The following is a 14,614-nucleotide window of genomic DNA, read 5'->3' as shown; positions in this document are numbered from 1 at the left end:
GCGCTGCTGGCGCTCCATGTAACGCTCGACATAAGAGCACGACGGAATCACCGTATAGCCCATTTGCTCGGCGTATTCCAAGGCCTTCTCGGTCAGCGCCGCGGCGATGCCACGACCGCGCAGTGCGTTGGGCACGAACGTGCGGTAGATATCCAGCGTCTGCTTGCCCAGGTCCATATAGGTCAGGTAAGCACGATGACCGTCCACATTGGTCTCGAACTGATGACCGGCCTGGTCATGGTGGATGGTCAGCGCTTCACTCATCACTACTCCTCGCAGGCCTTTCTGGCAGACCTTGGCCTTAACCGACGTGGTTGATCCGGCGGAGGAACCTCAACGCCACCTCTTGCCCCTTGGACCCCAGGCCCACTGCAATCGTTCGACCGCGCGGGGCCACCCTGAAATAGTAGGCGGCGCAAGCGGGAATACTCAAGGTAGCAACTGTTAAAAAGTAGCAGAGTGCCGTGTCGCGGCGGGCTCTGATAACAGGACAACAGCGCCGGATGTTGTAGCAGATAAGACGATCAGAGACAGTTCGAGTCACTTTTAGTTCACACAAAAAGTTGCCGAACAACAAACGCTTGGCAGCGATGCGCGATTTTTTTGCACTTCACCGTCAGGCATGTTGTCAGGCCTGCCTCGAGGAACATTTTTTTTCAGTTCTTGCGCTCAGTCAGTTTACTTACTACAAGTAATGGGTACTATGTACGCCGGCCAGTTTCTCTTTTCCGAGAGATGGCTCTTTAATTGAAAGTCCTTGAAGGGGAACACGATGAACAACGTTCTGAAATTCTCTGCTCTGGCTCTGGCCGCAGTTCTGGCTACCGGTTGCAGCAGCGTATCCAAAGAAACCGAAGCTCGTCTGACTGCGACCGAAGACGCAGCAGCTCGCGCTCAAGCTCGTGCTGACGAAGCCTACCGTAAGGCTGACGACGCCCTGGCCGCTGCTCAGAAGGCTCAGCAGACCGCTGACGAAGCCAACGAGCGCGCTCTGCGCATGCTGGACAAAGCCAGCCGCAAGTAATAATCCTCACGGATTGTTATACAGCCGACCCCACCTGTGGGGTCGGCTTTTTTATTGCCTGAACAGGCCCCAGGCATGAAAAAACCCGCTGCAGGCCAGGGCCTGGAGCGGGCTCGTAGAGCGGCGCAGTAGCCTTACTGCAACTCGGGCGGGATACTCGACATCATCGGTGCTGGCGCCTCGCTACTGTTTGGCACGGCTATTTCCACGGGCATGCCATCCTCAGCTGCGACCACGTCGCGGACCATGTCCCAGTTCATGCGCAGGTTATTGGCCAAGTCCTCGCGCTTGAGCAACGCATTGATCACCGCAGTGTGCTTGTCGACCACCGATGGGTTGCCGTTATCATCCAGTGGCGTATGCGCTTCAAGATACACCTTGCCACCACTGACACCAAACTTGTAAGGCTCGTTGATGATCCGCACCGGTGTACCGACCGGGACCATCTTGGACAACTCCAGCACATTGTTGTTGAGCATACGGAAGCAGCCGTGGCTGGTGCGCATGCCAATGCCGAACTTCTTGTTCGAGCCGTGAATCAGGTAGCCTGGCACGCCGAGGGTGAACTTGAACGGCCCGAGCGGATTATCCGGCCCTGCCGGTACGACCGCAGGCAGAATGTCGCCGTCCGCGGCATGTTCGGCGCGAATCGATGCCGGAGGCGTCCAGGTGGGGTTCGGCGTCTTGGCGATGATCTTGGTGTTGGCCACAGGCGACCCCCAACCCTCGCGGCCAATCCCCAGCGGGAAGGTGTGCACCACGTTTTGATCTTTGGGGTAGTAGTACAGGCGGTATTCGGCCAGGTTGATGACGACACCTTCGCGCGGACCTGGCGGCAGGATGTAGCGGGTCGGCAGGATGATCTCGGTGCCGGCACCTGGCAGCCACGGATCGACACCAGGGTTGGCCGCGATCATCTCGAGGTAGCCCAGGTCATTGGCGGTGCCGATATCAGCGAAGGTGTCTTCGTACTTGGCCTTTATCACTTGCACCTGCCCGACAACGTCTTCACCGGGTGGCGGCAGGGGCAATTCCAGCGCGGCAGCAGGGCCTGCTACCAGCAGGGCGGCCAGGGTCAGGCGACGGGTGACGGCGGGAATGCGCGGCAACATCCGGGAAATCCTTCGAAAGCGGGTCAAGAGGCCCGATTGTACACCCGCCTCGGAGCAAGCGGGAGGCATCGGGGCCCCACATGGGTTTCAGATGATCAATGGCCGGCGGAGTTCCACCGCGCAGGCCCGTCTCACAGCTCAGGCCAGATCGGCCGCATGCCACGGCGCTGGGCATCGAGGATCGCCCGGCATAGATCACACAGCCGACCATCGCGATAGATGCCGCGCGGCACCCCGGACCAGCGCGGCTGGGCCGGCAGCAAGCCGCCGCACAGGGTGCGGTCGACCGGCACGCCGAGTTCAAGCTGACGGGCCACCAGGTGGACGCGAATTTCCTGGCAGGCGAACAGGTCGAGCTGCTCGTCAGGCTCGATCAGTTGGTAGGCATACAAGGACCAGGCAGGGCGCGGCATTGGGGGCTCTCGAAACGGGGGGCGCAACATTAGCCGAAAGCCGCCCCCGTTTAAAGCGTCACAGCAAGGGTTTTATCGCCGGCCAGGCATTTTCCAGCAAGCGCTGTTGCGCGCCTTGTGCCGGGTGAATGCCATCGGCTTGCATCATCTGCGGTACGCCGCCGACCCCTTCGAGAAAGAACGGCACCAAGGGCACCTGTTTCTGCTCGGCCAGGTGCTGGTAGACGTCGGCAAAGGCGCTGGTGTAGCGCACGCCATAGTTGGGCGGCAAACGCATACCCAGCAGCAGCACCTTGGCCCCTGCCTGACGCGCGCTGTCGATCATCGAGGCAAGATTTTGTTGCAATTGCGCGGGCGGCTGCCCTCGCAGGCCATCGTTGCCGCCCAGCTCAACCACCACCAAGCTTGGCTTGTGCGCAGCAAGCAGCGCCGGCAGCCGCGCTTGCCCGCCTGCACTGGTGTCGCCACTGATCGAAGCATTGACCACCTGGGTGTCGAAACCTTCCTGGCGCAACTGGGTCTGCAACAAAGAGACCCAACCCTGACGGGTATCCAGGCCAAAACCTGCGCTGATACTATCGCCGACAACCAGCAACGTCCCCGCCGCCGCACTCTGGGCCAGGCAAAACAGGGCCAGACCGGCACTCAACCACCCTACTCGCATCGGATTCTCCATGGGCCCCAGCATTCTCGTTGCGCAGCACCTTAGCAAAGTGGTCAGCAGTGCGGAAGGTGAGCTGACCATCCTGCACGCCCTCTCGCTGGACCTGGCCCGCGGTGACAGCCTGGCTATCGTCGGCGCTTCGGGCTCGGGTAAATCCACCCTCCTCGGCTTGCTCGCCGGGCTCGACCGGCCGAGCGCCGGCAAGGTCATCCTCGCCGGCCATGACCTCGGCCCGCTGGATGAAGACCAACGAGCCAGGGTGCGCGCCGAGCACGTCGGTTTCGTTTTCCAGTCGTTTCAGTTGCTCGACAGCCTCAATGCCCTGGAAAACGTGATGCTGCCGCTGGAGCTCGATGGCCGCGACGATGCGCGCCAGCAGGCTCAGACCCTGCTCGAGCGGGTCGGCCTGGGCCAGCGCCTGAGCCACACGCCGCGCCAGCTCTCAGGTGGCGAACAACAGCGGGTGGCGATCGCCCGTGCGTTCGCCGCGCACCCGGCCGTGCTGTTTGCCGACGAGCCGACCGGCAACCTCGACAGTCATACCGGCGAGCGGATCAGCGACCTGTTGTTTCAGTTGAACCAGGAACGCGGCACCACCCTGGTGCTGGTCACCCATGACGAGCGTCTGGCCCGTCGCTGTCGGCGCCAGATCCGTCTGGATGCAGGCCGCTTGGTCGGGCCGGTGGAGGCTTGATGAAGCACATGCCGCTGTCACGCCTGTGCAGCCTGGCGCTGCGCCAGTTGCTGCGCGACCTCCGCGCCAGTGAAGTGCGAGTGCTGTTCTTTGCCGTGCTGGTGGCGGTGGCCGCGAGCACTGCCATCGGCCACTTCGGCGCACGTCTCAATGGTGCGATGCAACTGCGCGCCAGCGAGTTCCTGGGCGCCGACCTGGTGCTGCAAGGAAGTGCGCCAGCCCGCGCCGAGCAGATCGATGCAGGCCAGGCAGCAGGCCTGCGCCATGCCCAGGTGGTCGAATTTACCAGTGTCGTCGGGGGTGATGACGGCATCGAGCTGTCGAGCATCAAGGCAGCCGACGGCGCTTATCCGTTGCGCGGCCAAGTGCGCAGTGCTCCGGCGCCGTTTGCCGAGGAAACCAGCGGCGGTGGCCCGGCCCCTGGTGAAGCCTGGGTCGAGCCGCGCCTGCTGGTGGCCTTGGGGCTCAAGATCGGCGACAGCATCGACGTCGGCATGAAGACCCTGCGCATGACTCGCGTACTGACGTACGAACCCGACCGCGCCAACAACTTCTACAGCCTGACCCCGCGGGTGTTGATGAACCTGGCCGACTTGCCGGCCACCGGGGTGATTCAACCGGGTAGCCGAGTGACCTACCGCGACCTGTGGCGCGGCGACAACCAAGCCTTGGCGCAGTATCGCCAGGCCATGGCAGAACAGTTGGCCGCCAACCAGCGCCTGCGCGACACCCGCGACGGTAATCAGCAGATCGGCGGAGCCTTGGGCAAGGCCGAACGCTATTTGAACATGGCCAGCCTGGTAGCGGTCCTGCTGGCCGGCGTCGCCGTGGCGTTGTCAGCCAGCCGCTACGCCGCCCGGCGCCTGGATGCGAGTGCCCTGTTGCGCTGCCTGGGGCTGTCCCGGCGCCAGGCCCTGGGCCTGTATTGCCTGCAATTGGCGATGCTGGGGTTCGTCGCCGCGCTGACTGGCGCGCTGCTGGGCTGGCTGGCGCAGCTTGGGTTGTTTCACCTGCTGCAGGGCTTGCTGCCCAATGAGGTTCCGCCAGGCGGGGTAATCCCTGCACTGGCCGGCATTGCCACAGGCCTGGTGGCCTTGGCCGGCTTCGCCCTGCCGCCGCTGGCCGCCCTGGGCCAGGTACCGCCGCTGCGAGTGCTGCGCCGCGACCTGTTGCCCGTCCCCACCAGCAGCTGGTTGGTGTACGGGGCCGCCCTGCTCGCCCTGGGCCTGATCATGTGGCGCCTGAGCCTGGATCTGCTGCTGACCTTCGCCCTGCTCGGCGGCGGTCTGCTCGCCGCGCTGCTGCTAGGCGGCTTGCTGCTGCTGGGTTTGCACAGTTTGCGCAAAGCACTGGCCGGCGCGCCGCTGGCCTGGCGCCTGGGCCTGGGCCAACTGCTTCGCCACCCGCTGGCGGCGGCCGGTCAGGCGCTGGCATTCGGCCTGATCCTGCTGGCCATGGCCCTGGTTGCGCTGCTGCGCGCCGAGCTGCTCGACACCTGGCAGGCGCAACTTCCCAAGGATGCGCCCAACTATTTTGCGCTCAACATCCTGCCTGACGATCGTCAGCCGTTCGCCCAGCGTCTGCAGCAGGTCAACGCCAGCTCGGCGCCGCTGTATCCGGTCACGCCCGGTCGGCTGACGCAGATCAACGAGCAACCTGTGCAGCAGGTCGTCAGCAAGGATTCTGCCGGCGAACGCGCCGTGCAGCGCGACCTCAGCCTGACCTGGGCAGCCGAGCTGCCTGACGGCAATCAGCTCACCGCCGGCAACTGGTGGCAGGTGCTGCCGACGGGCGATGAAGTGCCAGGGGTGTCGGTCGAAGCACAGTTGGCCGATAGCCTGAACGTGCAAATGGGCGATCTGCTGACCTTCGACATCGGTGGCGAGCAACGCCAGGCCCGCGTCAGCAGCCTGCGCAGCGTGCATTGGGACAGCTTCCAACCCAATTTCTACATGATCTTCCAACCGGGCACCCTGCAGGGCTTGCCGACGACCTACCTGACCAGCTTCTACCTCGCCCCCGGGCATGACCTCGACGTGGTCGCCCTGTCCAGGGCGTTCCCTGCCGTGACCATCCTGCAGGTCGATGCCCTGCTCGACCAGCTGCGCAGCATCCTTGCCCAGGTCACGCTGGCCGTGGAGTATGTGTTGCTGTTCGTGCTGGCAGCTGGGCTGGCAGTGTTGTTCGCCGGGCTGCAGGCAACACTGGACGAGCGGATACGCCAGGGCGCCCTGCTGCGCGCATTGGGCGCAGCCAGGCCGCTGCTGGTCAAGGCGCGGCGCATTGAGTTCGGTCTGCTCGGCGCCGCCAGCGGTGCCCTGGCGGCGCTGGGCTGCGAGCTGATCACCCTGGTGCTGTACCGCTACGCCTTCGATCTGGCCTGGAGCCCCCACCCTTGGCTGCTGGTGCTCCCGGTACTGGGCGCGCTGTTGGTGGGCGGGGCCGGCATTGCAGGGACGCGCCGAGCGTTGAACGCCAGCCCGTTGGCAGTATTGCGAGAAAGCTGAAGCGCGAGGTGGGGCGGCCTGTCAGGCAAGCGCTCCGGCTTCGGACGCCGCCTTGAAGCCCAGGCTGCGCATGAGGTCATGCGCGACCTCGAAAAACATCGACTTCAAGCTTTCGGCGTACTCTTCGGTCAATCGGCTGGCTGGGCCGGAAATCACCAAGGCGCCCATCAGCTCTCGCTGCGCACCGTATATGGGCAGCGCCATCGATGCGGCATGGGGATCGGTAGCGCCTTTGGAATAAAACGGTTTCTGCAAGGCTACGCCCACATCGAATGGCGCGCGCAGCGCCTGGGCGCCTGCGGCTTCATCCATCGGCCGCATATCACCCGGCTGCATGTTCATGCGCAATCTGTGGGACGAATTCACCCGATACTGGCACATCCGATAAGCGCCATGGCGCACATAGAACGATGCGGTTTCGCCAGACTGTTCCGCCAGATGGTGCAGGCGTGGCATGACGTGCCTTTCGAGGTCCAGCGCTTCCTGATAGACCGCGTTCAGACGCATCACCTCGCTCGCCAGCTGGTACCGGCCATCGGCCATGCGCGTGATGAAACCGTGGTCTTCCAACGAGACCATCAAGCGCATGATCGTGCTCTTGATCAGGCCTGTGCGCTCGACCAGTTCGACGAGGCTCAGGGCCGTGTCGCCGATCTGAAACGCCGTCAGAACGGTCAAGACCCGGTCCGCCGATGCCACACCATTCACCGCTGGACGCGGCCGCGCTTTCACCATTTGCAAAACCCTCACAGTCTCGGAGCCCTCAGGTGCTGCTGGGCAGATGTGCGCATTATCCGTTAACGCTCGGCAGACGCCAACGCATCGTGGCCACACCGTCCGCCCGCACCTGTGCAGCAAGCCATTCATAGCCGCAGGTGCAATGGAGCCAGGAACGAACAGCGTGAGTGCTCAGACACGCCTGCGAAGGTAGTAATGAATACCCAGCGCCAATGCCAGGGCCGCGCCGGCAACGCCCAACGTCGCCGGCGCACCGCACTGGGCAGCGAGCACTCCAGCAGCCATGCCGCCCAAGGCTTCGAAGCCGAAACGCATGGCAATGTAGAAGGCGATGACCCGCCCGCGAAGATCGCTGGGCGCAGCGCTTTGCAACTGCATGTTGGTACTGACATTGCTCAAGGTGATGCCAAAACCCACGCCTGCCAATGCCACCAGCGCCAGCGGCAGCGACCCTGCCGCGCACAAGCCGAGCAGCGCCACCGCACAGAGCATGGCGCCAACATCGGTAAACAGTCGCAGGCGTGGCAGCGCCCCACCCACCGCCAGCACCAAGGTCGCGATGAACGCGCCGGCCCCTGCTGCGCCCCAAAGCCAACCGAGCACGCGCGCATCGCCAGCGAATACGCCTTTGGCCATGATCGGCAGCAGCGCGGCATAGCAGGATGCCAGTAGGTTGACCATGACCACATTGACCAGCAATTGGCGGACATTGCGCGTCTGCCACATATAGGCCAGGCCCTGGCGAAAGACCTGCGCCGTGGAGCCCGTGGCCCTGGGTTGCGCACTGCCGCGCACCTTGAGCAGGCCAACCAGCAACGCCATGAAGGCCAGCGCCGTCAGGGCGAAGCAGGCCGCTTCCCCCGCCCATGCGATCAGCCCGCCAGCCAGCGGCGGGCCGACGAAGCGTGCGGCATTGATCAACATGGCGTTGAGCACCAGCGCATTGGGCAAGTCGGCCGGATCTTCCACGAAACTGGCGATCAGCGCCTGTCGCAGTGGTGTTTCCAAGGCATTGAGCAAACCCAGCAGCAGCGCCATGGCAGCGATGAATGCACCGTCGATCCACTGCAACCAGGTCACAGCAGACAACACCAGCGACTGCGCAATCAGCAGCGCTTGAACGATGATCAGCAGACGACGCTTGTCGTGACGATCGATCCACGCGCCGGCGAGCGGCCCGACCAGCAATTGCGGGGCCAGGGTCAGAAAAGTGATCAGACCCAACAGCACGGCTGATCCGGTCAGGTGATAGGCCAGCCAGGCCAGGGCAACCTGCTGCACCCATTTGCCCAAGGTGGAGATACCCTGCCCTGCGAAATACACCTGGAAGTTGCGGTGCGCCAGGGCCCGCACGGCGGCTGGCCAGGCTTTACGATGTGATGATGAAGCGGTCAAGACGACAGTCCCCGTCAGGCCTGCAACCCACACCGCCTGCAAGCGCAGCGCACCCCCATCGCAAGGCGCACTGTGCAAACCGGATCAGCCTGGAAGCAGGCAGCCTTTTTTCTTCAAGGACTCCAGGACCCAGGAGCGGTCGTTGGTGCCTTGGGCGATTTTTTCCAACTGTGCAGCTTCAGCAGCGTGTTTGGCCGTGGCGGCGTCATACACCTGTGCGACATGCACATAAGGCACGCACAACAAGCCATCTTCATCACCGATCACCAGATCGCCCGGTTCGATCACCATACCATCGATGGCAATCGGCACATTGATTTCCCCAGGGCCATCCTTGTACGGGCCACGGTGCGAGATGCCGGCAGCGAACAGCGGGAAGTCGCCTGCGCCGATAGTTGCCGCATCGCGGATCGCGCCGTTGATGACAATACCGGCCACGCCACGCTTGACGGCGTAAGCCACCATCATTTCACCGATCAGCGCATTGCTCAGATCGCCACCGGCGTCGACCACGATCACGTCCCCCGGCTGCGCGATATCGATTGCGTAATGCAGCATCAGGTTGTCACCCGGGCGCGCCTTCACGGTCAGCGCCGGCCCGCACAGCATGCCTTGGCGGTGCATCGGCCTTAATCGAGCCCCCCCTGCGGTCAGTCGATGCATCGAATCGCTGACATTGGCTACCGGGACCTCGCGGTAGCGTGCAACCCACTCATCGCCAACTTTGCGTGCGCGTTCAAGGACTTGGAAGCCAATGCTCATGGGACGTACCTCTATTGGAATTATTCGATATCTTCGACTACTGCCGAATCTATTTTCAGAATGTCATTTCATTTTTACTAGATCAAGAGAATTTTGAGGCCTGATCATGGCTTTATCTGGTTGCGAAATTTATTTTCTTGCAACGTCGTTTCATTATGGTAGGGTTCAGAACATGGCCGCTTCTGCGGATCACTGCCCCGTCGTCCTGATAAAAACAAGGTATTCACGATGTCGCGAACCATTCTTCTGACCGGCCCAGAGCTTGCCAGCGAGGCCATGCACCTCGCAGCCGAGCGCGGTGTCCGCATCATTCCCACTACGCCTTACCTGCCAGCTGAAGAGCTCGAAGCCATCATTCGTGCCGAACAGCCCGATGCCATCGTGGTCCGCCAAGGTCAGTTGACCCGGCCCATGATCGAGGCGTCATCCAAGCTCAAGGTCATTGCCAAACATGGCGTGGGCTACAACACCATCGATATTCAGGCCGCAGCCGATCAAGGCATCCCGGTTTCGATCGCCGTGGGCGCCAATGCGCAGTCGGTGGCGGAACTGGCGTTCGCCCTGATGTTCAGCGTTGCTCGGCAAACCGCCCTGCTCGATGCACGCATGCGCGATGGGCATTGGGACAAGGCCGAGGCGAATGGCATCGAGTTGTCCGGCAAGACCTTGGGCTTGATCGGCCTCGGCTCGATTGGCGGAATACTGCTGGACCTGGTGGCGCCGCTGCGCATGAAGGTCAAGGTCTATGACCCCTACCTCAAGCAGCTGCCGCAACGCGCCAACGTCGAGCGCGAGGAAGATTTCAATCAGTTGTTGGCGCAAAGCGATATCATCAGCCTGCACTGCCCGCTCACCGAGACCAATCACAACTTGCTGGGCGCCGACCAGTTCGCACGCATGCGTCCCGGCGCCATCGTGATCAATACCGCCCGCGGCGAGCTGATCGATACGGCGGCGCTGGTCACCGCACTGAGCGAACGGCGTATCGCCGGGGCCGGCCTCGATACCTTCAATCCCGAGCCGCCGCCTGCCGACAGCCCGCTGTGGGGCCTGCCCAATCTGGTCGCTACACCCCACGTGGGCGCCAATACCAGCGAAGCGCGCGACCGCGTGGCCCTGGTGGCGCTGCAGCAAATCTTCGATGTCTGGGCTGGCACTGCACTGGATCCGCGTTGCGTGGTCAATCGCCACCTGTTCGCCAGCTGATCGGCAGCGCCGTGTGCCTCGTCGCCAGTCGGGGCACGTTCACCACGCGTCACTCCAGAAAAAAAACAAGTGGAGAGCACCATGACTTCAGCAACCTCCCAGCCCGATGAGCTCGAACGCAGCACCATGCGCCGCGTCGCCTGGCGCCTGCTGCCATTTCTGATCATCTGCTACCTGATCGCGATCATCGACCGCGGCAATATCGGCATGGCGTCCTTGCAAATGAACGAGGACCTGCAACTGACAGCCAAGGTCTTTGGCTTCGCCAGCAGCCTGTTCTTCTTCGCCTACTTCCTGGTCGAAGTGCCCAGCAATCTGGCGATGCAGCGCTATGGCGCGCGGATCTGGATCGCCCGGATCATGATCACCTGGGGCCTGATATCCGCTGGCACGGCGTTCGTCCAGGGCGCCAACTCGCTGTATGTGATGCGCTTTCTGCTTGGCGCGGCCGAGGCTGGCTTCTTCCCCGGCGTGTTGCTGTATCTTACCTACTGGCTGCCATCGGCCTATCGAGCGCGCATGGTCGCCCTGTTCATGGTGGCGATCCCGGCCGCCAATTTCATCGGATCGCCGCTGTCGGGCCTGCTCTTGAGCCTGGATGGCTGGCTGGGCATGCGCGGTTGGCACTGGCTGTTCATCCTCGAAGGTATTCCCGCCGTACTGTTGGGCATCGCCTGCCTGTTCGTGCTCACCGACCGTCCCGAACAGGCCAAGTGGCTGAGTGACGAGCAGCGCGGCTGGCTGATTCGACGGCTGGCCGACGAGGCGTCGAAGAAGACCGCCATCGGCCATATCTCGCTGTGGAAGCTGTTGCGGCACAAGGACATCTGGGTGTTGGCGCTGATCTACTCAGGCGCCTCCGCGGCGGGCAGCACCATGAGCGTATGGGCACCTCAGTTACTCAAGACCTTCGGCCTGGACGCCATGCAGATCGGCCTGGTCAATGCGATTCCGTACGGCATCGCTTCGGTGCTGATGATCGTCTGGGGCCGCAGCTCCGACCGAACCGGTGAGCGGCGCTGGCACACTGCAATGACCATGCTGCTGATCGCTGCCGGGCTATTGATGACGCTGTTCACCTCCTCCCTGCCTGCCACGGTGGTCATGTTGACCATGGTGCTGGTAGGCGCCTACTCGATGAAAGGCCCGTTCTGGGCGCTGGTGTCCGGCTGGCTGTCGTCCTCGACCGCCGCTGCCGGGCTGGCGGCGGTGGGTGCCATGGCCAACCTGATTGGTGGCGGCATCATGGTCAATGCCTACGGTGCAATCCATGACGCTACCGGCAGCTACGCACTGGCGCTGATGCCGCTGGCGGCGCTGTGCACCGTGGCCGGCATCGCGGTGTTGGTGATCGGGCGCAAGCGCCAGCTTGAGCGCGCATCAGTCGCCGAGGTTGCCAGCGCCAAGTAGGCACCCTCCACGGCCCACCTGCTGACGATCGATGCTCACGCGCCTGCAGCAGGCACGTGGGCATCGCCGTTTCAACACCACAGAAAAACCCGCTCACAGATGCTAGAGTCGCGCTTCAGGTATTTCAGGTAGTGACCGGCACTCCCTCGATGACAGGCGAACATGAGCAAAACCAACCTAATCACTGAAGCAGGCTACCAATCCTTGAAAGACGAGCTGGACTGGCTGTGGCGCCAGGAACGCCCGGAGATCACCAAGAAGGTGACCTGGGCCGCGTCGCTGGGCGATCGCAGCGAGAATGCCGACTACCAGTACAACAAGAAACGCCTGCGCGAGATCGACCGGCGTGTGCGCTACCTGCGCAAGCGCATCGAGGATCTGCGTGTCGTGCCCTACGCGCCCAGCCAGGAAGGCAAGGTGTTCTTCGGCGCCTGGGTGACCATCGCCAACGAAGACGATGAGCGCAAGACCTTCCGCGTGGTCGGCGGTGATGAAATCTACGAGCGCAAGGACTTCATCTCCATCGATTCGCCCATGGCACGAGCCTGCATCGGCAAATGCGTCGGGGATGAGATCGTGGTGCGCACACCCACCGGCGACGCCTGCTGGGAAGTGATCCACATCGAATACCAGAAGCCGGGGGCGGCGCCGCACAGTTGAACGCCGATGCACCGACGCTGTTCAGCGCCTGGTGATCAAGCCTTGGCGGGCAATGCGGGTCAGATGAGCGATGATGTGCGCAGCCTCTTCGCGCGCCGGCGCCTGAATCACCGCCAAGTCGAACCGGTCACTGGCGAACTGCTCCAGACGCCATGGGCTGTGGGCGAACTGAATGAGAAAGGCGCGAGCCTGGCCCTTGCGGCGCGACAGGCCTTCGAGGTGGCGCAACAAGGTTGGCTGATGGTGGCCAGCTAGCAGAATGCGTGGGGTACGCGCGGCCTGATGGGCAGGCAGAGGGCTCAGACAAACACTGGTACGTGGGCAACTCATGGAGATCTCTCCGCCTCGCAAATCCCGCTGGGCAGCGGTGGGAGGCGTCACCGAACCAGCGCTTTAGCGGTATTTCGGACGACCCACACCAGGGCGATCCCGCGCCCCGCAAGTAGCTGTTTAAATCGGCGCAAGCGGTATGCTAGAGCCACAACGCGCAAGCTGCAAGCCCCCAGGGCAAATGCATTGCACTCACCTCAGCGTCTGGCTACCCGCTCAAGCGCTGCGCGTTCGCGATTGAAGGCCAGAAAGTACTTGTTGACGCTGTTGACGAAATTCACCGGCCCCATGCCCACCTGCTCCATGGCAACCCGTTCGGTCTGGAAAAACCACTGATTGCCATTGAGGCCGCGCTTGCGCGCTTCGGCGCGCATTGCTTGCACCCGCTCCGGACCGAGATTGTAGGCGGCCAGGACGAAGGCCATGCGTTCGCGCTCGTTGATCTTCGGGCTGGCGAAGAACTTGCGGCGGATCAACGCCAGATAACGCGCACTGGCCTGGACGTTGCCGTCGACCGAAGCGGTATCGCTGACGCCCACGCGCTGCGCTGCCGCCGGGGTGATCTGCATCAGCCCATGCGCCCCGCCACGCCCCCGTGCGGCAGGGTTCAGGGTCGACTCCTTGAACGCCAGCGCCGCCAGGTTGAGCCAGTCGATCTGCTGTGCCTGACCGTGTTTCTGCAGCACCGCGCGCACGGCCTGCAGGCGTTGCCGGTCCTTGCTGGCCAAAGGGTTGTGCACCCGGTACTGGCGCCGGTAGATACGCTCGAAGGCCGCATCCTGGTTTTCCGGGGCACGGTAGCCTTGCAAGAACCGATCGACCGTGGCCAGCAGCAAGGGCGCATCGCGCCGCACATACCAGCGCATGGCCTGCGGGGCGCCCAGTTGCAGGCGCGTGTCCAGGCGCAGGCGCGGCATCACCCGCGCCCAGCGCTGGGCGATCGGCCGCTCGACGATGGTCGATGCATAGATCCCGGCCTGCACCATCTCCAGCACATCCTCCACCGCCAGGGTCGAATCGACCCACTCGATCTTGATCGGCGCCCGCTTGCGCAGGGCGAGCTGCTGGTTGGCTTGCTCGATCAGCGCACCCGCCGCGCTGGCGCTGGTCAAGGCCACGGTGCGCCCCGACAGCTGTTCGATACGGGTGAAACTGCGCCCGCCCTTGCGCCCGACCAGCACCAGGGGCACCTGATCGAGCACCGGCGCGCTGCGGTTGACCGCGCCGACCACCGCCGGGTCAAGCAGCTCACCCGGAGCCGCGAGGTCGCCCTCGCCACGCTGCAAGGCCCCCAGCAGCTGTTCCTTGGCCCGGGGAATGATCTGCAAGCGGATCTGCTGGCCTTCGCCAGCGCGGGCATTGAGGTAATGCTCGAGCGCCCGCAGCCGGTAGTATTCGACCCCCACCGGCTCACCCTTGATTTCACCTGAGCTGTTGCGACTCTGATTGACCAGCACGCGCAGCACCTTGCTGCTGCGGATCTGCCCAAGGTCGCGCAGCGTGCTGGTCGCCACCGTGTGCTGAGGCCCAGGCACACGCGCGTAGGCCAGGTCGGCCTGCGCCAAGCCGAGTACCGCCAGCAGGCTCAGCAGGCAGCGCAGCATGCGCGGGAACATCCCTGATCGAAAGGCGACAGCCATAAACGTGCGTGCACATGTGGGAAATGAACGCAAAAGACCATCGCAAGCCCCTGAAGTTT

15 protein-coding genes are annotated in these 14,614 nt (G+C 63.3%); 6 read left to right on the top strand and 9 right to left on the bottom strand.

The genetic code is table 11. The annotated features are described in order from the left end of the window. On the bottom strand, nucleotides 1-264 hold a 264-nt coding region (locus ACLEJW_RS22635), incomplete at its 3' end, for a GNAT family N-acetyltransferase (RefSeq protein ID WP_440778286.1). Between the two features lie 508 nt (nucleotides 265-772). Here ACLEJW_RS22635 and oprI point away from each other — a divergent pair. After that, nucleotides 773-1,024 (top strand): outer membrane lipoprotei OprI, encoded by a 252-nt coding sequence (gene oprI / locus ACLEJW_RS22630; protein WP_003259780.1) that lies wholly within the window; start codon nucleotides 773-775, stop codon nucleotides 1,022-1,024. A gap of 134 nt (nucleotides 1,025-1,158) precedes the next feature. On the opposite strand, the gene ACLEJW_RS22625 is transcribed toward oprI, so the two are convergent. The 3 genes from ACLEJW_RS22625 to ACLEJW_RS22615 all read right to left on the bottom strand — a co-directional run bounded on the left by ACLEJW_RS22625 (nucleotide 1,159) and on the right by ACLEJW_RS22615 (nucleotide 3,213). Further along, nucleotides 1,159-2,136: a L,D-transpeptidase family protein gene (locus ACLEJW_RS22625; protein WP_145182058.1), complete on the bottom strand. Its 978-nt coding sequence runs from the start codon at nucleotides 2,134-2,136 to the stop codon at nucleotides 1,159-1,161. A gap of 131 nt (nucleotides 2,137-2,267) precedes the next feature. Next, complete coding sequence (locus ACLEJW_RS22620; RefSeq protein ID WP_145182055.1) at nucleotides 2,268-2,549, bottom strand: hypothetical protein; 282 nt, start codon at nucleotides 2,547-2,549, stop codon at nucleotides 2,268-2,270. Nucleotides 2,550-2,607: 58 nt separating this feature from the next. Further along, entirely contained in the window at nucleotides 2,608-3,213 is a 606-nt protein-coding gene (locus tag ACLEJW_RS22615; protein ID WP_313456213.1) for an arylesterase, read from the bottom strand. Between the two features lie 10 nt (nucleotides 3,214-3,223). Between ACLEJW_RS22615 and ACLEJW_RS22610 the strand changes: the two genes are divergently transcribed. Together ACLEJW_RS22610 and ACLEJW_RS22605 are read left to right on the top strand one after the other, a co-directional pair. Next, nucleotides 3,224-3,907, top strand: coding sequence for an ABC transporter ATP-binding protein (locus tag ACLEJW_RS22610; RefSeq protein ID WP_145182049.1), 684 nt, complete (start codon nucleotides 3,224-3,226; stop codon nucleotides 3,905-3,907). Then, on the top strand, nucleotides 3,907-6,414 hold the full coding sequence (locus tag ACLEJW_RS22605) for an ABC transporter permease (RefSeq protein ID WP_440778285.1): 2,508 nt from the start codon (nucleotides 3,907-3,909) through the stop codon (nucleotides 6,412-6,414). Before ACLEJW_RS22610 ends, ACLEJW_RS22605 begins: the two co-directional genes overlap by 1 nt. A 21-nt stretch (nucleotides 6,415-6,435) precedes the next feature. Here the strand turns inward: ACLEJW_RS22605 and ACLEJW_RS22600 are convergent, their stop codons facing one another. The 3 genes from ACLEJW_RS22600 to ACLEJW_RS22590 all read right to left on the bottom strand — a co-directional run bounded on the left by ACLEJW_RS22600 (nucleotide 6,436) and on the right by ACLEJW_RS22590 (nucleotide 9,309). After that, the gene (locus tag ACLEJW_RS22600) at nucleotides 6,436-7,149 is read right to left on the bottom strand and encodes an IclR family transcriptional regulator (RefSeq protein ID WP_145183330.1); all 714 of its coding nucleotides are present in this window, start codon (nucleotides 7,147-7,149) and stop codon (nucleotides 6,436-6,438) included. A 174-nt stretch (nucleotides 7,150-7,323) separates the two neighbouring features. Beyond that, nucleotides 7,324-8,505, bottom strand: coding sequence for an MFS transporter (locus ACLEJW_RS22595; protein WP_313300521.1), 1,182 nt, complete (start codon nucleotides 8,503-8,505; stop codon nucleotides 7,324-7,326). A 126-nt stretch (nucleotides 8,506-8,631) separates the two neighbouring features. Continuing rightward, a complete protein-coding gene (locus ACLEJW_RS22590; protein ID WP_313300465.1) occupies nucleotides 8,632-9,309 on the bottom strand; it encodes an RraA family protein in 678 nt (225 codons plus the stop codon). Between the two features lie 228 nt (nucleotides 9,310-9,537). On the opposite strand from ACLEJW_RS22590, the gene ACLEJW_RS22585 reads away from it, so the two are divergent. The 3 genes from ACLEJW_RS22585 (at nucleotide 9,538) to greB (ending at nucleotide 12,585) form a co-directional block, all read left to right on the top strand. Then, on the top strand, nucleotides 9,538-10,515 hold the full coding sequence (locus ACLEJW_RS22585) for a hydroxyacid dehydrogenase (RefSeq protein ID WP_440778284.1): 978 nt from the start codon (nucleotides 9,538-9,540) through the stop codon (nucleotides 10,513-10,515). Between the two features lie 81 nt (nucleotides 10,516-10,596). After that, complete coding sequence (locus ACLEJW_RS22580; RefSeq protein WP_313300458.1) at nucleotides 10,597-11,925, top strand: MFS transporter; 1,329 nt, start codon at nucleotides 10,597-10,599, stop codon at nucleotides 11,923-11,925. Nucleotides 11,926-12,087: 162 nt separating this feature from the next. After that, on the top strand, nucleotides 12,088-12,585 hold the full coding sequence (greB, locus tag ACLEJW_RS22575) for a transcription elongation factor GreB (protein WP_313300455.1): 498 nt from the start codon (nucleotides 12,088-12,090) through the stop codon (nucleotides 12,583-12,585). A 21-nt stretch (nucleotides 12,586-12,606) separates the two neighbouring features. Here the strand turns inward: greB and ACLEJW_RS22570 are convergent, their stop codons facing one another. Both ACLEJW_RS22570 and ACLEJW_RS22565 read right to left on the bottom strand, forming a co-directional pair. Beyond that, nucleotides 12,607-12,915 carry a hypothetical protein gene (locus ACLEJW_RS22570; RefSeq protein WP_145182030.1) on the bottom strand — a complete coding sequence of 103 codons (309 nt, stop codon included), beginning with the start codon at nucleotides 12,913-12,915 and terminating at the stop codon, nucleotides 12,607-12,609. Between the two features lie 197 nt (nucleotides 12,916-13,112). Continuing rightward, nucleotides 13,113-14,519 carry a transglycosylase SLT domain-containing protein gene (locus tag ACLEJW_RS22565; protein WP_313300452.1) on the bottom strand — a complete coding sequence of 469 codons (1,407 nt, stop codon included), beginning with the start codon at nucleotides 14,517-14,519 and terminating at the stop codon, nucleotides 13,113-13,115. Nucleotides 14,520-14,614 lie beyond the last annotated feature (95 nt).

It is taken from the genome of Pseudomonas sp. SMSB3, assembly GCF_052041965.1.
GTDB lineage: Bacteria > Pseudomonadota > Gammaproteobacteria > Pseudomonadales > Pseudomonadaceae > Aquipseudomonas.
Note: the sequence above shows the minus strand (reverse complement) of the source record. Positions and strands in the feature narration are given on the sequence as shown.